General features: G+C 44.2%; 15 protein-coding genes. 5 read left to right on the top strand and 10 right to left on the bottom strand.

What is annotated here, in order from left to right; genetic code table 11:
* Window positions 1–14 precede the first annotated feature (14 nt).
* From IGI89_RS00865 to IGI89_RS00845, 5 genes are all read left to right on the top strand, one after another.
* Window positions 15–797, top strand: coding sequence for an RNA-binding protein (locus IGI89_RS00865; protein WP_005237275.1), 783 nt, complete (start codon window positions 15–17; stop codon window positions 795–797).
* 20 nt (window positions 798–817) lie between these two features.
* Entirely contained in the window at window positions 818–1,573 is a 756-nt protein-coding gene (locus tag IGI89_RS00860; RefSeq protein ID WP_005237274.1) for a DivIVA domain-containing protein, read from the top strand.
* A gap of 583 nt (window positions 1,574–2,156) precedes the next feature.
* On the top strand, window positions 2,157–4,952 hold the full coding sequence (gene ileS / locus IGI89_RS00855; protein WP_315042630.1) for an isoleucine--tRNA ligase: 2,796 nt from the start codon (window positions 2,157–2,159) through the stop codon (window positions 4,950–4,952).
* A 366-nt stretch (window positions 4,953–5,318) separates the two neighbouring features.
* Window positions 5,319–9,824 (top strand): glutamate synthase large subunit, encoded by a 4,506-nt coding sequence (gene gltB, locus IGI89_RS00850; protein WP_438735136.1) that lies wholly within the window; start codon window positions 5,319–5,321, stop codon window positions 9,822–9,824.
* A gap of 1 nt (window position 9,825) precedes the next feature.
* On the top strand, window positions 9,826–11,265 hold the full coding sequence (locus tag IGI89_RS00845; RefSeq protein ID WP_008377350.1) for a glutamate synthase subunit beta: 1,440 nt from the start codon (window positions 9,826–9,828) through the stop codon (window positions 11,263–11,265).
* Between the two features lie 83 nt (window positions 11,266–11,348).
* Here the strand turns inward: IGI89_RS00845 and vanS are convergent, their stop codons facing one another.
* The 10 genes from vanS to IGI89_RS00795 form a co-directional block, all read right to left on the bottom strand.
* Window positions 11,349–12,479 (bottom strand): vancomycin resistance histidine kinase VanS, encoded by a 1,131-nt coding sequence (vanS, locus tag IGI89_RS00840; protein ID WP_034872467.1) that lies wholly within the window; start codon window positions 12,477–12,479, stop codon window positions 11,349–11,351.
* The gene (vanR-C, locus tag IGI89_RS00835; RefSeq protein ID WP_034872470.1) at window positions 12,469–13,164 is read right to left on the bottom strand and encodes a vancomycin resistance response regulator transcription factor VanR-C; all 696 of its coding nucleotides are present in this window, start codon (window positions 13,162–13,164) and stop codon (window positions 12,469–12,471) included. Before vanR-C ends, vanS begins: the two co-directional genes overlap by 11 nt.
* A 97-nt stretch (window positions 13,165–13,261) precedes the next feature.
* Complete coding sequence (gene vanT, locus IGI89_RS00830) at window positions 13,262–15,364, bottom strand: membrane-bound serine racemase VanT (RefSeq protein ID WP_008377356.1); 2,103 nt, start codon at window positions 15,362–15,364, stop codon at window positions 13,262–13,264.
* Window positions 15,361–15,933, bottom strand: coding sequence for a D-Ala-D-Ala dipeptidase/D-Ala-D-Ala carboxypeptidase VanXY-C (locus tag IGI89_RS00825; protein ID WP_008377360.1), 573 nt, complete (start codon window positions 15,931–15,933; stop codon window positions 15,361–15,363). The genes vanT and IGI89_RS00825 overlap by 4 nt, the downstream gene beginning before the upstream one ends.
* Complete coding sequence (gene vanC, locus IGI89_RS00820; protein ID WP_438735133.1) at window positions 15,930–16,982, bottom strand: D-alanine--D-serine ligase VanC; 1,053 nt, start codon at window positions 16,980–16,982, stop codon at window positions 15,930–15,932. The genes IGI89_RS00825 and vanC overlap by 4 nt, the downstream gene beginning before the upstream one ends.
* 345 nt (window positions 16,983–17,327) lie before the next feature.
* Window positions 17,328–17,873: a TIGR01440 family protein gene (locus IGI89_RS00815; protein ID WP_008377364.1), complete on the bottom strand. Its 546-nt coding sequence runs from the start codon at window positions 17,871–17,873 to the stop codon at window positions 17,328–17,330.
* A gap of 5 nt (window positions 17,874–17,878) precedes the next feature.
* Complete coding sequence (locus IGI89_RS00810; protein WP_218193177.1) at window positions 17,879–18,358, bottom strand: ECF transporter S component; 480 nt, start codon at window positions 18,356–18,358, stop codon at window positions 17,879–17,881.
* Window positions 18,355–19,143 carry a bifunctional hydroxymethylpyrimidine kinase/phosphomethylpyrimidine kinase gene (thiD, locus tag IGI89_RS00805; RefSeq protein WP_438735131.1) on the bottom strand — a complete coding sequence of 263 codons (789 nt, stop codon included), beginning with the start codon at window positions 19,141–19,143 and terminating at the stop codon, window positions 18,355–18,357. Before thiD ends, IGI89_RS00810 begins: the two co-directional genes overlap by 4 nt.
* 103 nt (window positions 19,144–19,246) lie before the next feature.
* Window positions 19,247–20,773 (bottom strand): glucose-6-phosphate dehydrogenase, encoded by a 1,527-nt coding sequence (gene zwf / locus IGI89_RS00800; protein WP_438735130.1) that lies wholly within the window; start codon window positions 20,771–20,773, stop codon window positions 19,247–19,249.
* 9 nt (window positions 20,774–20,782) lie between these two features.
* The gene (locus IGI89_RS00795; RefSeq protein ID WP_008377371.1) at window positions 20,783–21,430 is read right to left on the bottom strand and encodes a metal-dependent transcriptional regulator; all 648 of its coding nucleotides are present in this window, start codon (window positions 21,428–21,430) and stop codon (window positions 20,783–20,785) included.
* Between the last annotated feature and the right edge of the window lie 49 nt (window positions 21,431–21,479).

Raw genomic sequence — 21,479 nt, 5'->3', positions numbered from 1 at the left:
AGGGGTGGTTATCGGTGAACGCAAATGTCTATCAACATTTTCGAAACGATGAACGCCCTTTTATTGATTCCGCTCAAGGATGGATCGAACAAGTGCAAATGCAGTATGCGCCTTACTTGACTGATTTTTTAGATCCGAGACAAGCGTATATCTTAGAAAGCTTGATTCGTCAATCAACGGATTTAAGTTTCCGCTTTTTTGGTGGATATGAAGCTGCTGAGAGACGACGTTGTTTGATTTATCCCGATTACTATGAGCCCACCACCGATGAGTTTGACATGACTTTATTTACGATTCAATACCCGAAAAAATTTACGGTGTTGAGTCATGGAAAAGTTTTAGGCACATTAATGGGGACTGGAGTCAAGAGGGAATACTTTGGAGACATTCTTTCCGATGGTGAAATATGGCAAGTATTCGTTGCCACTGAAGTCAGTCATTTTATTCAACTCCAAGTGGATAAAATCGGTAACGTATCCGTTCGATTGGAAGAAACAAAATATACCGATTTGATCGTGCCTAAAGATGGTTGGACCGAGGAAAGAGAAACGGTTAGCTCATTGCGTCTTGATACAGTGATCTCTGCCGTATACAACATCTCACGCCAGCGTTCGAAACAGTTGATCGAATCAGGAAAAGTAAAAGTAAACTGGACAGAAGCATTACGACCAGATTTTGTTCTGGATTTACTGGATATCATTTCGGTAAGAGGATTTGGTCGGATTCAAATACAGGGGTTAGAAGGAACCACGAAAAAAGAAAAAGTTAGATTGTTATTAGGTGTATTACGTAAATAAATCAAAGAGGTGTATAGAATATGGCATTAACTCCATTAGACATTCAAAATAAAAACTTTTCAGTAAAAATGAGAGGCTACAACCAAGATGAAGTCGATGACTTCTTGGATATGATCGTTCGTGATTATGAAGAAGCCGTTCAACGCAATCGTGAGTTAGAAAAATCGTTGAAACACGCAGAAGAAAAACTTGAATATTTCAATGAATTGAAAGATGCCTTGAATCAATCCATTATCGTGGCTCAAGATACGGCGGATAAAGTAAAAACAAGCGCAAGCAAAGAATCAGAAGTAATCGTTACTTCTGCTCAAAACCGTGCGGATGAAATGGTTGCTACTGCAGAAAAACATGCGCATGCCTTGATGACCTCAGCGGAAGAAAAAGCCAAAGAGATTTTGACGGATGCAACCGACAATGCCCGTCAATTGGCGACAGAAACAAATGACTTGAAGAAGAAAACCAGAGTCTTCCATAACAACTTATTAGTTATGTTGCAAACGCAATTAGAACAAGTGAAGAGTCCTGAGTGGGAAGAAATTTTGGCGCCATTTTCAAGCTATGTACAAGATTCCCACCAAGTGATCAGAGAAGTTTTGTCAAAAGAACTTGACAGTGAAAATGGTTCTGGAGTAAACTCAGAAGCAGTGGAAACATTTGATGTGGACATTGTTGAATCAGATGAAAAAATCGTTGATGTAAGTGAAAGCCCTGAAGTGAAAACATTAGATGATGCGAGAAACTTATTAGACGAATTGAACAAGACAGATAATAACTAAGACACAGAACAGAAAAATTTCTTATATTTTTCAAGCGAGTTTGGGAGAGTGGAAGCCAAATAAAACCCTGTAAGAAATCAGATCATCTGTGAGTTGCGTTCTTGAAAGAGCTGACTTTTCAAAGACTCGAGTAGAGAACGACGCCTGATCCCGTTACCGATCATCAAAGAATTGTCAACCGACAATAAAATTTGGGTGGTACCACGAACACGTTCGTCCCTTACCAGGGACGGACGTGTTTTTTGCTGTGAATCACTGCGATTGGTCCGCAAAGCGGAACAGAGCAGATGATGAACAGTACTAGGCGACCGCCGGGAGCGTAGTAACCGTACTAAGAATCACTATGATTGGCTTGCGAAGCAAGACAGAATAGATGATGAACAGTACTAGGCGACTGCCGGGATCGTAGTAACCAAACGAGGAATCACTAGGATTGATTTTTAAAAATCAGTGAGACCTAAACACAAGGAAGTCATGGCAACCTATCCATTTTGATACGTTCAATAGAAGCAATCGGTTGATCGAGTCGATGGATTTTGAAACTATACCAAAACGTTGAGAGACGAAAAGGAGCGAAACAAGAATGAAAATGAAAGAAACACTGCATCTTGGAAAAACCGCTTTTCCAATGCGAGGCAACTTGCCGAACCGCGAAGTGGATTGGCAAAAAGAATGGGAAGAAAATCAATTGTATCAACGTCGTCAAGAATTAAATGAAGGCAAGCCAACCTTTGTCTTACACGATGGCCCTCCCTACGCAAATGGAAACATCCATATTGGACACTCATTGAACAAAATCAGTAAAGACATCATCGTACGTTCCAAATCGATGTCAGGTTTCCGTTCACCTTATGTACCTGGTTGGGATACTCATGGTTTGCCGATCGAACAAGTACTGACCAATAAAGGAATCAAGCGCAAAGAAATGAGCTTGGCAGAATATCGGAAAAAATGTGAAGAATATGCTTTGACACAAGTGGATACACAAAGAGCTGATTTCAAACGTTTAGGCGTTTCTGGTGACTGGGATCATCCATATATCACATTGACACCAGACTATGAAGCAGCAGAAATCCGCGTGTTCGGAAAAATGGCAGAAAAAGGATACATCTACAAAGGATTGAAACCAATTTACTGGTCACCATCTAGTGAATCATCATTAGCAGAAGCTGAGATCGAATACAAAGATGTGAAATCACCATCGATCTATGTGGCTTTCCCAGTAGCAGATGGCAAAGATTTGCTTGATTCAGATACATCTTTTGTTATCTGGACGACGACGCCATGGACCTTACCAGCGAATCTAGGAATCTCTGTGAATCCAACCTTTGCCTATGTTCAAATCTTGGCCGATGGCCGCAAATTCGTCGTGGCAAAAGATTTATTAGAAACCGTGACGAATGAGATCGGTTGGGAATCTGTCGAAGTATTACAAGAATTGGCTGGCGATCAATTGGAAAAAATGACGGCACAACATCCTTTTTATGATCGTACGTCTCTATTGATGTTAGGGGACCATGTGACATTGGATGCCGGTACTGGTTTGGTCCACACTGCACCAGGACACGGGGAAGATGACTACATCGTCAGCAAAAAATATGGTCTAGATGTCTTATCACCAGTCGATAGCCGTGGGGTCTTCACAGAAGAAGCGCCAGGATTTGAAGGGGTCTTTTATGACAAAGCCAATCCAATGATCACTGAGCTTTTAGAAGAAAAAGGAGCCCTATTAAAACTAAACTTCTTTACTCACAGCTATCCACATGATTGGCGGACGAAAAAACCAGTCATCTATCGGGCAACACCACAATGGTTTGCGTCTATTGATAAGTTCCGTCAAAATATTTTGGATGAAATCGAAAAAGTAGATTGGATCATTCCATGGGGCAAAACTCGTTTATACAATATGATTCGCGACCGCGGCGACTGGGTGATCTCTCGTCAACGTGCGTGGGGCGTTCCGTTGCCAATCTTTTATGCAGAAAACGGCGAAGCCATCATTACGCCTGAAACGATCGAGCATGTGGCAAACTTGTTTGCTGAACATGGTTCAACGATTTGGTTTGAAAAAGAAGCAGAAGAATTACTGCCAGCTGGCTTCACGCATCCGGGCTCACCAAATGGCAAATTCTCGAAAGAGACTGACATCATGGATGTTTGGTTTGATTCAGGTTCTTCTCACGAAGCCGTGTTACGTCAACGTCCAGAATTGACGTTCCCAGCTGACATGTACTTGGAAGGTTCTGACCAATATCGTGGGTGGTTCAACTCAAGTATCACGACTAGTGTTGCGATCAATGAAGTCGCACCATATAAAGCCGTCTTGTCTCAAGGCTTCACCTTAGATGGCGAAGGTCGCAAGATGAGTAAATCTCTTGGTAATACCATTGCACCAGAAAAAGTGATCAATCAAATGGGTGCGGATATTTTGCGTCTTTGGGTCAGCAGTGTTGACTACGAAGCGGATGTCCGAGTGTCTATGGATATCTTGAATCAAGTGTCAGAAGTCTATCGGAAGATTCGCAATACCATGCGTTTCTTATTAGCGAACACGAGTGATTTTGATCCAGCAAAAGACAGCGTACCTTTTGAAAACTTGCGTTCTGTCGATAAATACATGATGGTTCGTTTGAATCAAACCATCAAAACGATTCGGGAAGATGGCTATGAAAAATATAACTTCTTGCATATTTACCGGACAGTCATCAACTTCTTGACAGTCGATATGTCTTCCTTCTATTTGGATTTTGCAAAAGATGTCGTTTATATCGAAGCTGAAAATGATTTCCAACGCCGTGCTATGCAAACTGTCTTTTATCAAACAGCGGTTGCATTGACGAAATTATTGACACCGATCATTCCGCATACCGCAGAAGAAATCTGGTCACACTTGAAAGAAGAAGAGGAATACGTACAGTTAGCGGAGTTCCCTGGCTATGATACATTTGCTAACCAAGAAGAACTGCTCGATCTTTGGCGGGCCTTCCTTGATTTCCGTGACAATGTCTTAAAAGCATTAGAAGAAGCGCGTAATGCAAAATTGATCGGAAAGTCCTTTGAAGCGAAAGTCACTGTTTATCCAACTGAGCCAGTTGCGGCATTGCTAAAAGCTATCGATTCAGATATTGCACAACTGCTGATCATTTCACCAGATTTCTTAACGATCAAAGAAGCCGGTGAAGCAGCTCCTGAAATGGCATATCAATTTGAGGATGTGGCGATCTTAGTTGAAAAAGCCGAAGGGGAAGTATGTGAACGTTGTCGCCAAGTCCGGGTAGATGTTGGTGTAGAAGAGCAACTGCCAACACTTTGTGGGCATTGTGCAACCATCGTCAAAGAAAACTATCCCGAAGCAGTTGCAGAAGGCTTTGAAAAATAAAAGAACGAAAAAAGATGACCCCATTGCGGGTCATCTTTTTTTGCGCTTGCTCATTCTTATTCCTTGAGAATGGGAGAAAAACGCACGTTTCTGACATGAATATGAGAAAATAGGTGGCAATTGATAACGATTCTCATTTGTTTGCAATAATTTTTCGACAGTTTATTGTATAATAAAAAAACCTTACTAGACGAAGTTTCTTCCTTAAGGTCTGTAGGCAATTGTTTGTTCGAGATAGAGTATTTCACAGTCAACAGAAGAAACCAACGAGCTCGGATCAAGTAAAAAAAACTTGCCAGATAGAAAAACAGGTTGTAAACTGTTAAAAATCGGAATATTCAGAATATTGAAAGAAAGTGTGATTCCATGAGTGATTTAGAGATGATGAGGAAAACGAACCAAACGATGTACGATGCCGCTTTTGAAAAAGATGCTTGTGGGATGGGGTTTATTGCACAAAAAGATGGTCGCTATTCCCGAGAACTTGTGCAAAATGCCTTAACAATGTTAGAACGGATGAACCACCGAGGGGGAACTGGCGCTGAACCTGACACAGGTGACGGAGCTGGAATTTTGATGGCAATGCCTGACCCATTTTTTCAACAGCGAGCAAAAGAGGCCGAAATCTCATTGCCTGAAAAAGGCGCCTATGCTGTTGGGATGTTTTTTTTACCGAAAGAAAAGCTCCGAGCAGCACAGGTCCAAGAAGAAGTAACTAAAGACATTCAACAAATGGGTTTTACCGTTTTATGGCAACGGGATGTGCCTTATGATTATTATCAGTGTGGACCGGGGGCGCAAAAAGTCATGCCCTCATTTGTGCAAGTCTTTATTGAAAAACCTGTCGATGTAACTGCTGGCCGTCCCTTTGAAGATCAGCTTTACCGGCTACGACGTAAACTGGAAAAAACGTATCATACTGATGAGTTGTCTATCTGCAGCTTGTCCAGTAAGACAGTTGTTTATAAAGGAATGCTGCATGCCTATCAAGTTGGCTTATTTTTCAAAGATCTTCAAAGCCCAGAAATGACCTCTTGTATCGCATTGACCCATTCTCGTTTTTCGACAAATACCTTTCCAAGCTGGAGTCGGGCGCAACCTTTTCGTTTCTTAGCCCATAATGGCGAAATCAACACGTTACGCGGGGCAGAAAATTGGATGCATGGACATCAAATCGAAGTCTATGATGATGAAAATTCTGATTCGGCGAAACTAGAAAATTGTATGGAATATTTGTACCGTCAAGGGCGAGATATTCCTCAAGCATTGTTGATGATGGTGCCAGAAGCGTGGTCCAAAGAAGCTGGATTGTCACCGGAGCTGACGGCTTTTAATGAGTACAACGCAAGCTTTATGGCTCCTTGGGATGGACCGGCAGCTTTATGTTTTACCGATGGGGATTTGGTAGGGGCTGCACTCGATCGAAATGGGTTACGGCCATCTCGCTACTCGATCACGAAAACTGGTTTTGTGGTCGTGGCCTCTGAGTCAGGCGTTGTGGATCTTCCAGCATCGGAAGTGATTGAAAAAGGGGTGCTTGGACCAGCAAATATGTTTTTGGTGGATACCAAAAAAGGGGTGATCTTACGCAATCAAGAAATCAAAGCGCATTATGCGAATGCCCATCCTTACCAGGAGTGGCTAGCGGATCACTTATTGACACCAGAGCTGCTTCCTGAGACTGAGAAGCAGGAGGAAACAGCAGATGATGCGATCCAGACCCTTTGGAAACGAAATGGTTACACGGATGAGATCATTCGCACGTTGATTTTACCAATGGCTCAAACGGGAGAAGAACCAGTGATCTCCATGGGGTTTGATTCACCCTTAGCTATTTTGAGCGAACGTCCCCAATCCTTGTTTACGTACTTCAAGCAACAATTCGCCCAAGTGACCAATCCGCCAATCGATGCGATTCGCGAAAAATTGGTGATCGGAACCGAGCTGTTTTTAGGTCGAGATGGGGATGTTTCAAAGGATATTCGAATCAATTGTAATAAGCTGAAGATTGCTAGTCCGGTGTTAAAAACGAGTGAATATGAAAAAATCAAACAGTTAGATCAAAATGGTCAAAAAGCGGCTTTACAGTCGATTCTTTATGATTATGTACCAGAAAACGGGGCAGCTTTGCAACAAGCATTAGAAGCGCTTTTTAAAGAGACGGAGCAAAAAATCGATTCTGGGGCAACGATCGTCATTTTAAGTGATCGGGAAGTCATCCAAGCGCAAGAAGGAAAAGTGGCGATTCCGATTCTCTTGGCGGTATCAGGTCTGCACAATTACTTGGTGCGAAAAGGCAAACGTTCCTTGGTATCAATCGTTGCGGATACTGCGGAAGTCTGTGAGGTCCATCATTATGCCATGTTAGTCGGCTACGGAGTAAGTGGGGTCCACCCTTATGGGGCTTACCAGACATTGGCGCATTTTGAGCTTTCAGAGAAGATCGAAAGTTACCGTAAGGCATGTGAAAAGGGCATTGTCAAAATCATGTCACGAATGGGGATTTCAACGATCGCCGGTTACCATGGGGCGCAATTGTTTGAAGCTGTTGGTATCTCTGAGAAAGTCATCTCCGAATACTTTACCGGCACGGTTACTCGTATCGGTGGACTTTCATTAGCGCAAATCGAGCAAGAATACTTAATGCGTTATGAAGCGGCGTATGGCGAGAAACGCGTGGATTATCTTGATTCGGGTGGTAGTTTCCAATACAAAGCCGACGGGGAACATCATCTGTTCAATCCAAAAACGATCTATGGGTTTCAAAAAGCTGTTCGTACAGGCAGCTATGCGCTTTATAAAGAATATGCGGCGGAGATGAACCAAGACGCGTTAGAGAATCCAACGACCCTCCGTTCTATGTGGACTTTTGGGAACACGAGACGCAGTATTCCTTTAGCTGAGGTGGAACCTGTTGAAACGATCGTCAAACGGTTTAAAGTCGGTGCGATGTCTTACGGCTCTCTAAGTGAAGAGGCGCATCGCTGTATTGCTGAAGGGATGAATGCGATCGGTGCAAAATCCAACAGTGGAGAAGGTGGAGAAAACCGAAATCGTTTCAAACCAGTGAATGGCATTAATTATAATAGTCGCATCAAACAAGTAGCTTCTGGCCGTTTTGGTGTCAACGCCGAATATTTAATGAGTGCGGACGAACTCCAAATCAAAATGGCCCAAGGGGCAAAACCTGGTGAAGGTGGTCAATTGCCAGGCAACAAAGTCTTCCCATGGGTAGCGGAGATTCGTGGCTCAACACCTGGTGTCCGACTGATTTCGCCGCCACCACATCACGACATTTATTCGATTGAAGATCTAGCCCAGCTGATCTATGACTTAAAAGCAATCAACCCGTATGCCCGCATTAATGTCAAATTGGTTTCTAGTACAGGTGTGGGTACGATCGCTACCGGTGTCGTTAAAGCCGGTGCAGACGTAGTCGTGATCTCAGGCTATGACGGTGGGACCGGTGCTTCTCCGAGAAATTCGATTCGGGATGCTGGCTTGCCTTGGGAGATGGGGCTTGCAGAAGCCCATCAAACGTTAGCTATGAATCATTTGCGGCAGCGAATGACCTTAGAGACAGATGGAAAATTGATGACGGGGCGTGACATCGCCATTGCTGCTCTTTTAGGAGCAGAAGAATATAGCTTTGCCTCTTTAGCGCTAGTTGCGATTGGTTGTGTCATGATGCGAGTTTGCAGTATCAATACATGTCCTGTCGGCATTGCTACACAGAACCCAGCGTTGCGCAAATTTTTCGCAGGGAAACCTGAGCACATCATCAATACGATGTACTTTTTAGCAGAAGATTTACGGGAAACGATGGCCGAGCTAGGGTTTCGCACGATTGATGAGATGGTAGGACACGCGGAATTGTTGACACCACGCTTCGTTGCCAAAGGCAAAGCAAAATCATTAGACTTTTCTAGAATGATTGGAACGACGATCCCGATCGAACGCAAAGTGAAGGACCCATTCCTTGAGAAACGACAATGGCCAGAATTAGACGCTTTTGCCCAAGCAGCCATCGACAATAATCAAGAAATCGTTATGAATCATACGATCAATAATGTTCAACGTTCAGTCGGCGCTCGTTTAGGGGGCTGGATCGCAGAACGCTTTGGCAATTACGAAGTAACACCAGGCTTGTTGCAGTTTACGTACCGCGGCATTGCTGGTCAAAGTTTTGGGGCGTTTGCCACACAGGGCATCCAGTTGAAACTGATTGGCGAGGCCAACGATTATGTAGCCAAAGGATTGAGTGGTGCCCGTTTGATCATTGTGCCGCCTGAAGATGCTGCTTACGATGCAGAGCATTCACCGATTGTCGGTAATGTTGCTTGTTTCGGGGCGAATCGTGGTGAAGGCTATTTCCGCGGCATTGCTGGCGAACGCTTTTGTGTCCGTAACAGTGGAGCCAAAGTCGTTGTCGAAGGCGTTGGTGACCATGGCTGTGAGTACATGACTGGCGGTGTCGTGGTGATTTTAGGAAAAACCGGTCGCAACTTCGGTGCTGGAATGTCCGGCGGCGTGGCGTATGTTTACGATCCCGATCAAACCTTTGCTGATAAATGCAATCGGGAAATGGTTGATTTGTACCGGATTGGTGAAAGCGGTGATGACCACCAGTTGAAGGAGATGATCCAGCAACATTTTGCCTATACGGATTCATTGAAGGCGGCTGAGATTTTAGAAGATTGGGAAAATCAGCAACAACATTTCATCAAAGTCTATCCGACAGAATACCATCAGATGATCCAAGCGACGGAGACCTTGGCTGAGCAAGGATTTATCGGGGAGGAACTTGTGACGAAAGCCTTCGAAGCTGTCGTCGGTCCACAATTGACCATCCCAGGAAAGGAGCGTGACTAATATGGCAGATCCATTTGGTTTTTTAAAGTACCCAAGAGTAGAAAATCCTACCCGACCGGTTTCAGAACGTATCGAAGACTGGCAAGAATTACAGATGCCATTGCCTGAAAATGAGCGTCAAGAGCAAGCGGCACGCTGTATGAATTGCGGGATCCCATTTTGTCATACGGGTTCTTTTTACGGCGGTCAACGGGCGGTTTCCGGTTGTCCCAATGACAACCTGATTCCTGAATGGAATGATCTGGTTTATCAAGGGCGTTTCCAAGCCGCCTTTGAGCGTCTTGCCAAAACCAATCCATTACCGGAAATGACTGGACGTGTTTGTCCAGCTCCATGTGAAAAAGGCTGTACCGAGGCACTGAATGGCTCGGGCGTCACGATCCACGACAATGAACGCTTTATTATCGATACTGCTTTTGAAAACGATTGGGTCAAAGCCTCCGGGTTGCCTCAAGAAGCGACTGGTTTCAAGGTGGCGATCGTTGGTAGCGGACCGGCTGGTTTATCTGCTGCTTGGCGCTTGAATCAACTAGGACATCAAGTGACGGTCTATGAACGCAGTGATCGCTTTGGCGGTTTACTGATGTATGGTATTCCAAATATGAAATTAGATAAAGATGTTGTGCAGCGACGTATTGACTTGATGGCAGAGCTAGGCGTGACCTTTGTCGCAAATACGGAGATCGGTCGTGACTTGTCAGCAGAAGAATTGTCCGCTCAGTATGATCGGGTCATTTTGGCAACAGGAGCTAGTGTTCCTCGTGACTTGAAGATTCCAGGTCGTGAATTGACTGGGGTGCAATTTGCAGTCGATTATCTGACGGAAGCAACCAAAGATGTCTTAAAGCATGGCAAAGCGGCAACAAGTAAAAAACTTGCTGGCAAGCACGTCGTCGTGATTGGCGGCGGCGACACTGGAAATGACTGTATTGGTTCAGCGATTCGGCAAGGAGCCGCTTCTGTGCGTCAATTGGAGATCACGCCCCAACTGCCATTGACACGTACCGACAGCAATCCCTGGCCTGAATACCCAATGACAGCCCGCACAGGATATGGGCAAGAAGAAGCGGCTGAAGTCCTGCAAACACAAGTGACGTATCATGGGGTGTCCACAACAGCCTTTATCGGCGCCGAACGCGGCCAGTTGATCGCCATCGAAACGGTCTCAGTAGATCAACAGTTTCAGCCAATCCCTGGCACAGAGCAAGTGATCAAGGCGGATTTGGTTTTGTTGGCAATGGGCTTTGTTGGTGCAGAGACCCAACTCTTCGATGCCTTTGGTGTGCGAGAAGTGTACGATGATTACACGACGAACAATGAACGAGTGTTAGTCGCAGGAGATGCTAAAAGAGGACCGAGTTTAGTCATCTGGGGGATTCGCGAAGGACGCTTAGCGGCAGAAAAAGTCGATCAAGCGTTACGATCATTGGTGTATCAATAAGCAATCAATAAAAAACAACCTGAGCAGCTCTTCCTCCCTCTGAATTAGAAGGGGAACAGCGAAATGCTCAGGTTGTTTGCCTGTTAAGCAGTTGGTTCAGATGGATGGGGCTTTGACCGCTGTTCATTTTTTTCCATTGCTGCCTTCGGTAGGCGAATCGAAAAGACGATGGTTTCGTCACGGCTTTCCGCCCAGATTTTTCCACCTAATGCTTCAACGATTTCTTTGGCGATCGGCAGCCCCAGACCGGTCCCACCCGTCGCCGTTGCTCGGGAAGCGTCCATGCGGTAAAAAGGCTCAAAAATCAAGCCAATCTTTTCAGCAGGGATCGTTTTTCCATGATTGGTCAAACGAATCAGGATATCATCAGAGGCACTGATGGCTAAATGCAAGGGGGAATCGGCATAACTATAATTGATGGCATTGCGGATCAAGTTATCAAAGACGCGTTCCATCTTCTCTGTATCGACAGTCGCATAGACTTTTTTCTGTAGCTGCAGTTGCCAATGAAGGTTCTTTTCTTCTAGCAGCGGTAAAAATTCGAACGTCAACTGTTCTAGCATCAAGCTAAGATCCGTGGTTTCGGTCTGTAAGGCGATCGTTGTAAGATTAAAACGAGTGATTTCGAAAAATTCGCTGATCAATAATTCTAGCCGCTGGGCTTTTTGCAAGGCGATCTTGGTATAGCGTGCGCGTAGTTCGGAAGAAAGCTGCGGTTCTTCTTCTAGAAGTGTCAAATAGCCGATCACACTGGTCAAAGGTGTGCGTAAATCATGTGCGAGATAGACGATCAAATCATTTTTCCGCTGCTCTGCTTCTTTGGCAGCTCGTTGATCCTGTAGATTTTTTTCCCGCAACTGGTTCATTTCTTCTTGCACGTCGATCAGATTGCTGGAAAGAACGATTCGCTTCGTAGGTTCAGCAATCAATTGATTCGTGGCTTGAATCGTTTCATTCAAATAGCTGATGGCTTTACTCATATAATAAATCGTTGTGCTCACCCAAATCAGCAAGGCACCGATCGCTAGACAGACGAGCCAATAATCAGCAAAAAGCCTTAATATTTGATAAATGGGCTCATAGCCGTACCAAACCCTCAATCCTGCTACAAAGCGAACAGTTAAAGGGATCAGAATCAAAAGGAGCATTAAAACACCTGTGGTGATAAAGTATTGAGTCAAAAGTTTCCGGATCAATGGACTTCTATTTTTCAATGATATAGCCGACCCCCCATACAGTTTTGATTAATTTCGGTTTGCGGGGTTGTTCGTTTAGCTTTTCCCGCAGACGGGCAATATGTGCCATCACTGTGTTATTGTTATCTAAATATTTTTCTTTCCAGACTGCTTCAAAAAGAGTTTCCGAGGCAACGACCGATCCTTGGTGTTCAAATAAGTAAAGCAGGATTTTAAATTCGATGGGGGTCAAGAAAACCTCTTTGCCATAAAGAAAACATTGGTGACTGTTGATTTTCAACAGTAAGCCTTCCTTTTCGTATTCTTCAATCTTCTGCGGAACAGCTGACTGATTGTATCGTTGGTATCGCCGTAGTTGCGTTTTGACCCGAGCAACAACTTCTAATGGATTGAAGGGTTTAGTCACATAATCATCTGCACCTAGACTTAGACCGGTAATTTTATCCAGATCTTCTCCTTTGGCAGTGAGCATCAGTACTGGAAAAAAGTGGGTTTTGCGAATGGTCTGTAACAGCTGAAAGCCGTCGATATCCGGCAGCATCACATCTAAAACTGCCACATCGACTGTTTCTTTTTCGAGATAAGCCAAAGCACTCGTTCCATCATAAAAAGGTTCCACTTGAAAGCCTTCATTCCTTAGAAACGTCGTGACTAACTCGGCGATTTCTTTTTCATCATCAACAACAATTATTTTTTCTGCCATCCTTGATTCACTCCAACTATCTACGATCATTTTCATTTACACTACCATTTACTCTACACCCATCATACCGTAATCGGTAAGCGAATGCATTCGTTTTCTACTTTGAACTAGAGGTGATGCGGGAACCTAGGCGGCTGATCAATTCATTGGTAATGGTTTGTGCTTGATCAGCGGTAGTCGTCCAATCGCTGATTACTTCGAGCGAACTTTCGACCGCCAGTTCTGGATAGTCCGTTAAATCGATCAAGAGCATATCCATACAAACCAACCCAATCTGCGGGAGTAAAGCACCTTGATAAGAAAGCTGGAACCCTTGGTTTGATAGGGCACGTGGAACCCCGTCGCAGTAGCCGATGCTAACGATCCCGATCGTGGCTGGTCGATCAAAAACAGTGCCTAATCCATAGCCGATCGCTTCACCAGCGGCAACTGTTTTTTTGTCTACCAGTAAGGCTTTGAGTGTCAAAATCGGCTGTATGTTTATCTTCTGCTTCGTTGGTTCGTTCGGGACGCTCAATGAACCAGTTAGAAGAATACCTGGACGTACATAATCATAGTGTTTCTCTGGGTAATTCAATATTCCGTAGCTGCTTTGCAGATGTGTCAGTCCATAGGCGATATTTTTAGCGGATAAGCCAGCCAACAGATCATCAAAACAAGTGATTTGGGCTTGTGTCCGCAAGATACTTGCCGTATCCAGCTGATCTGAAGAGCCTAGATGGGAAAAAATGCCCGTGATCTTGAGAGATGGCAAGGCGTAAAGTCCAGTAACTGTCTCAACATCAGGTGCAACGCCTAAGCGGTGCATACCAGTATCTACCGCTAAATGGCATTCGATCGGAATGCTTGTTTGGGCTAAAGCATGCCCATGGGCCTCACTAACGATGGTTGGAATCAAGGAATAATGTTTCAGCTCTTTGGCACGTTGGGCAGAAGTGTACCCTAAAATCAGTAAGCGACTTTTAATGCCAGCTCGCCGTAATTCGATGGCTTCTTCTATGGTGGCAACAGCAAAAAAATCGACGCCTACTCTTTCCAAGGTACGAGCGACCAATTGCGCATCGCAACCATAGGCATCTGCTTTAACCACCGCCATCACTTTTGTTGTGGATGGAATCACTCGTTTGATTTCCTGCAAGTTGTGCAACAGGGCGGGGGCTGAGAATTCTTTGGCTGCCCGCTGCAAGTGGAGCGGCGTTTTTTTCGGAAACGGCAACAGCTTTTGCAAAGCAAAGAGACCATGCACCACCCCAATGGTCAGTCCTAAGACCACCAAGAAATTGATCAGATTGTTTTGCAGCAAGGGTAGCTTTTGACTAAGAAAATGGGTTACTGCAATGGTATAAGGATGGAGCAAATAGAGCCAAAGGGACAGACGACCCGCTTGTTTCCAGATCATGGGTGCTTGCCATTGCTGAATGATCGGAAATAAAAACAAGAGAACGAAGGGCAAAAAGACATACATGCTGTCATGTTTAGGTGTAGTAAAGTGATGCAAGAGATAACTTTCCAAAAGCAAGCAAATAAGACTAATCATCAGATAACTATAGCGATGGGGAGAAGCAGGTTTTTTGGCAAATCTTCTGGCTAGTACCCCTAAGATCAAAAATAAGGGAGCAAAAAAAATGCCGTTGCGAGTTCCATCCAATAGTTGGAAAATCAGTGAATAGAGTGGCGTGATGGGTGTTTGTGCAGCCAGGCCAGACCAACTGTCCCCACCTAAACCAACCACATACAAACCGACAGCAATGAAAAACACCTGCTTGAAAGAAAGCCGTGTCAAGAGGCCCATCACTAGTAGACCGCCGGTAATGATCGCAGGAAAATACCAAAGATGGTAAAGAATGCCGTTGACTAGCAAAGTTTGAATAAAAGTGTCTAGTGGCATGTTCAATCCTAGTATGCCGCTGTACCAAGCAAGCGGCAAAAAGAGCAGTGTGGCAATGAGATAGACTTGCAGCTGTTTTTTGATAAATAACCAGATACGTTGTCTGGCAGGATAGCTGTTTTGGGTGGCTAAATCACTGAACACATAATACCCGCTGATCATAAAAAAGAAGGGGACGGCGATTCTGAAAAGAGTCAATGTGATCAGGATATCACCATTGGGCCACAATCGATGAAGGGGCAGACAGTGGATCGCCACCACCATCATCGCTAAAATCACCCGAAACTGCTCAATTCCTTGATTCTTCTTCATGCGAACTGCCTCGCGGTTTGTTCAAGATATTGATAGTATTCTTCCAATGTCCACTGTTGACTGGCGATGATTTGACTATGAGGCAGACCGACATAACGAAAATGCCATGGTTCATAGCCAATCCCTGTAATCTCCTGTTTGTCTGCGGGATAGCGTAAAATAAATCCGTAGTTCATCATTTCCTGTGTAAATAAATCCGCCGCTGCGCTGTCACGAAACCGTGGGCAGATCAAATCACCTTGCTGGCCTTTTAAACCAACATCGATCGCTAAGCCTAACTGATGCTCGCTGCAGCCGGGCAACGCCACAAATTGTTTCGTATAGGCTAATCCATTTTCTTTTAAGGAATATTCCCATAAATGCCGTTGCTGCTTTTCGGTTCGATAGCCGTCTAATAAGCAGATCTCGTTTTCAAGTTTTAAGGCTTTGACGAGGCGTTCCCATTGTTTGGCTGCTTCAGGCTGCAAGTAAACTTCTTCTTCACTAAAAGCAGCAAGGACGAGGTGGGGCGGCTCTTGGTTTTTTTCTAATGGAAACTCTTTGCTAACTAACTGTAGATAGGGATTCATTTGCCTTCCTCCTTTGCTAAGACAAGCAGTTTTTGTAGTAGTTCTTGATAGGATAAGCCGATTGCTGCCATCATGGCAGGATAGCGGGAGTGACTAGTAAAGCCCGGCATAGTATTGATTTCATTCAAGTATAGTTCTCCTTGATCCGTGACAAAAAAGTCGATGCGAGCAAGTCCTTTAAGACCAAGACTGTGATAGAGCAGCTGAGCTTGTTCTTTGACCTTGGTTTCAATCGTTTCAGGCAATGGTGCAGGAACGGTGATCTTGGCGCTAATCAACTGGTACTTTTCTTCAAAATCGAAAAAGCCTTCTACTAATGAAATAGCGTCACAAGCACCGACAGTCAAAGAGTCGTTGCCTAAGATACCGCAACCAATCTCAACGCCAGCTATATTTTTTTGTAAGAGCACTGCTGAACAATAAGCGAAGGCTTCCTTCAAGGCAGGAGCAATTTCTTCGACACAAGTCACTTTTGTGATCCCTTTTGAGGAGCCAGCTTCATTAGGCTTAAAGAAAACCGGAAAGTCATGGGTCTGGATAAAGGCTTCGATTTGTCTTTGCTGGTTGTCTTGATTTGTCAAGAGAATCGTAGGAGCGCTTTGTACGCCAATCGCTTCTGCTGCTTGATGCAATAACCATTTGTTCATACATAATGCGGAGGCCGCCACACCGCAGCCTACATAAGGTAGTTTCATCAATTCAAACAATCCTTGGATACTGCCATCTTCCCCGTATTTGCCATGCATAATGGGAAATAAAACATCAGGTACCAACGTTTGTTGCTCTTCACTTAGCCAAAAGCCGTTTCCTTCAAAAAGCGGCTGGATTTTCTGTTTATGTTTCGTATCCAACAGCCACGTGTCTTGTCGGATGTTTTCCAGTTCTCCTGTGTACAAATACCAATCCATAGCATCTGGGGCGATCCCGATCAAAGAGAGGTCGTAATCATAGGGAGATGATTGGAGTGCTTCGATTGCGCTAGTTGCTGAGGCTAAAGAAACGGTGTATTCCGATGAATTGCCTCCAAAAATAATGGCGAATTTTTTCATATTTTTCTTCCTTCCACTTTTCGATTCTTGCTACATTCAGTCTATCAAGGAAAGAAAAAAGAAATTTACGGGCTTACTGGTATCTTTCTTTTCTTTTTGTGATGAAATTGTGACGAATTTATGACAAAAGGAAGGCGACAGCTGTCGCTCTTTTTACGCAAGAAAGGAAACAGAATTTGAAGTAGAAAAAGCTGCCATAAGATGGAGCGGAGAAAATAGTGAAAGGAGAGCACATTTAAGGAAGGAAAGGAGAGGCAATAGCAGGAACGTTGACACAAAAAAAGCACGCCGAAGCATGCTTTTTCCTTTTGAAGATGGTTTTTCGCTCATTATACGATTCGCTTATTATGCGTAATGAGCACGAGGACCACCGATATATTTGGGCCGTGATCCCAGAGCTGTGACATGGGCAGCGCCAAGGGTCTTGATAGAGGGACGGATCGGGATTTGAACATGTTTGACATGCATGCCGATCGCTGTGTCACCAATATCGATGCCAGCTTTTGCCACTATGTGCTCCACTTCAATAGGCTCATCGAACAGCTGGAAAGCCGCAACTGAGCAAGCACCGCCTGCATGCAGCTGGGGCACTACTGCGACTTCTTCTAATTGATATAGTCGAGCCGTTTCACGCTCAACGGCTAAAGCCCGATTGAGATGTTCACAGCCTTGAACGGCTAAATGAATATTTTTGGGACGCAAAATCGCTCGTAGTGTTTCAACGATAACCATGCCTACTTCTTGACTGGAATTTTTGCCAATCAAGCCACCAACCACTTCACTTGTTGAACAGCCGAGAACAAAAAGATCATTTTCATCAACGTTCGCTGTCGTAATGACTTCTTCAACGATTGTAGTTAAATCCGTTTTTAATTGATTGATATCTGTCATGAGAATCACCTTTCATTTAAAGAAAACTTTTTCGTGCGGCGTAAGGCATGGGTCAGCGGTAAAGCAACGATGCTGCCAAAGACCGTTTGGATCAAATTACTTGGAATCGAGGCGATCCCAGCGCCTAACCCGAATAGTAAAACTGTTGCTGCTGCGTAGCCGGCGATCATGATCAAGCTGCCAACAATAACGGCTGCTAGTGGTCGATGGTTCATTCTACCCACGATCCAGCCTTGTACACCATGGATCACAATGGAAAAGAAGGCCCATTCAGGATAGCCTGATAGAAAATCAATGATGCCACCGCTCATTCCGCCTACGAAGGCCCCGGCGCTAGGTCCGAACAAAAGGGCCGAGATATAGATCCCTGCTTCACATAAGGTCACAAAGCCCTTCGTTTGTGGAACAGGAATGATAAAGGTCAAAGAAAGTGCACACGTGAGTGCCGTCAGCATAGCGATCGTAGTTAAATTTCTTACTTTCATACGTATTCATCCTTTCTGAAGTAGGCAAGTTGATTGACGTTTCCGGAGGTACCTAAAGGTAGCCCCTCTTCGATTCCTGCCCAAACAAATGCTTTTGCAGTTTGAACAGCTGTTTCCAATGAAGTACCTTTGGCAAGTAAAGCGGCAATCGCCGATGAAAGGGTACAACCAGCACCGTTGGTTGTGGGGCGGGTACTTTTTTCTGCTTCAAAAACAGTATATTGTCCATAGTGGTATAAAAGGTCGTAGGCTGTTTCCCCAGTTAGTCGACTGCCACCTTTGATCAGGACATTTGGGGCACCCAATGCATGGATTTTTTTCGCCGCGGTTTTCATTTCCGCCAACGTCGTAATGGTTTGACCAGAGAGGTGCTGAGCTTCGAGTAGATTAGGTGTTACTAATGCTGTGTAAGGAAACAATGAGATCAATCCTGCTTGATAGGAGTGGTTAAAGTCAGTATCTCCTTCTTTAAAGGCAAGAACTGGATCGAGCACGATCGGTCCGGTAAATGTTTGTAAAAAATCCCGCAGCAATTCAATGATGGCCGTTTGATGAAGCAGCCCGATTTTGATTGCATCTAGGGATACGGTCGAACGCAGCGAATCCAATTGTGCTCGGATCACAGGCTCAGGAAGATCATGGAACAAAAGATTATCGTTAATGGCGACAACACAGGTCAATAAGGCATGACCAAACACCCCGAATTCCTCAAATGTTTTCAAATCCGCCGTCATGCCGCCGCCTGCCAAACTGTCAAGACCGGCGATCGATAAGACTTGTTTCATCTATGCTGCTCCTTTCGTTTCTCATTTCTTTCTATTATAAACAGTTGGTAAAAAAGAAAAACGGCCAATTGGATGTTTTTTCCTCATCCAATTGACCAATTGCTTATTTTTCATTTAGTAAATCTCGCTCACGATACCATTCATCGGGGCGCCAGATCCATTCAAAACCATCGGCAGCTAAGAGATCATAGGCAGCTTGGGGTCCCATCGTTCCTGCGGCATAGTTTGGAAAATCAGGCGTTTCTTGGTCCCAAGCGTGACGGATCACATCAACGATGCGCCAAGATTGGGCAACTTCATCCCAATGGGTAAAGTTAGTGCCATCCCCGTTCAAAGCATCTAAAATCAATTTTTCGTAGGCTTCAGGGGTGTTTTCGACGATTTCAGTACTATTCCGATAATCTAGCTTCACTGGCAATGTCTCAAACCCTTGGCCAATTTCTTTTCCATTCAATGAAAGAGAGAAGCCTTCTGTCGGTTGAATGTAGATTGTCAGCACATTCGGTGCCAAACTCTCGTTTTGCTTTTGTTCATTCAGGTCTTGCTTAAAGACATTGACAGGGACTTGTTTAAAGACAATGTTGATGCGAGTGCCTTTTTCCGTCAAGCGTTTCCCGGTTCGTACATAGAAAGGTACACCGGACCAGCGGAAGTTGTCGATCAAGAATTTTCCAGCAACGAAGGTTTCCGTTGCCGACTCTTCATCCACATTGGCTTCTTCACGGTAGCCAACAAATTTCTTGTCTTCTAATTGTCCTTTATCGTATTGCCCACGAACGAAGTGTTGTTTCACTTCTTCTTCGGAGTAGATACGGATCGCATTTAAGGCTTTGATTTTTTCTGTCCGTAATTCTTTTTCAGAAAAAGCCACTGGCGGTTCCATGGCTAATAAGGAAAGAATCTGCAGAATATGATTTTGGACCATATCCTTCAAGGCACCGCTCTTATCATAATAGCCGCCGCGTTCTTCTACGCCTAAGTTTTCTGCGATATTGATCTGAACATTGTCAATGTAACGATTGTTCCACATTGACTCAAAAATGTTATTGGCAAAACGAATCGCCGAAATATTTTGGATCATTTCTTTTCCTAAATAGTGATCGATTCGGTAGATTTCTTGTTCCGTAAAGACTTGATTGATCTCTTCATTCAATTCTTTTGCTGAATTATAGTCGCTTCCAAACGGTTTCTCGATGATCACCCGATGGTAGCCGTCAGTATCCAGCATTCCTTGGGATTTCAAGTGAGAAACGATCGTCCCAAAGAAATTAGGGGACATTGCTAAGTAAAAAATCTGATTGCCTTCTAAATGGTATTTCTGATCTAAGGTTTCCGCCAAATCCTTTAATGAATCATAATGGCTCGTATCGGTTACATCATGTGATTGGTAGTAGAAATGAGAAGCGAATGTCTCTGCTTGTTCTTGTGAGTCACTTAACTCTTTGATTGTACCTATCACCACTTCACGATAGTGTTCATCCGACCAAGGACGGCGTGCAGTACCAATGACTGCAAAATCTTCTTTCAAATCGCCTTTTTTGTACAACCGAAACAAAGAAGGATATAGTTTGCGTTGGGCAAGGTCGCCCGTACCGCCAAAAATCGTAAAAAGGACCTTTTTTTCCATCATCTTCACTCCTTACAGTTTATCGACAAAAATCGTGCTGGCGGCTTTGTAGCTGACAGCAATTTCTTTTGTGTCATTTTTGATCGTAATCGGACCCTCGTATGCTGCCGCATCGATGATCTCGTATTCTTCATGAATATTCAATTGGATCGAAACAAGGTAATCCAGCAGTTCTCGTTCATCAAGGACACGGGCGATACGAATCTTGGTTCCTACCGGATAAGAACTCATGGTGTTTTTTTCGCCTTCGTGAATGAGTTCTCCTTGTTCAGGAATCATTCCCCCATGTGGGCAATACCGAGGATGATCAAGGTAGGCTTCTAAGCGGCTCGCCAACGTTTCTGAGGTGACATGTTCTAAAACTTCTGCGTCATCATGAACTTCATTCCATGAATAATGCAGGTGCTCCACAAGAAAGACTTCCCATAAACGATGCTTACGAATGAGGGCACTTGCAGAAGCTAAACCAGTTTCAGTCAACTGTACCCCTTGATAAGGTGAATGTTCCACTAAGCCTTCTTTTAATAATTTTGAAATCATTTCACTTACTGAAGCTGCTGAGACGTCCAGACCTGACACGATTTGTTTGTTATTGATCTTCTTTTGGTCACCACCAAGCTCTAAGATAAGCTTTAAATAATCTTCACGATTTGGTGTCATCGGATCCATCCTCTCTTATCAAAGACTATCAAAGTAGATTTTATCAAAA

The organism is Enterococcus sp. AZ141, from assembly GCF_051714385.1.
Classification (GTDB): domain Bacteria; phylum Bacillota; class Bacilli; order Lactobacillales; family Enterococcaceae; genus Enterococcus_D; species Enterococcus_D entomosocium.
This window is presented reverse-complemented; position numbering and strand designations above follow the sequence as displayed.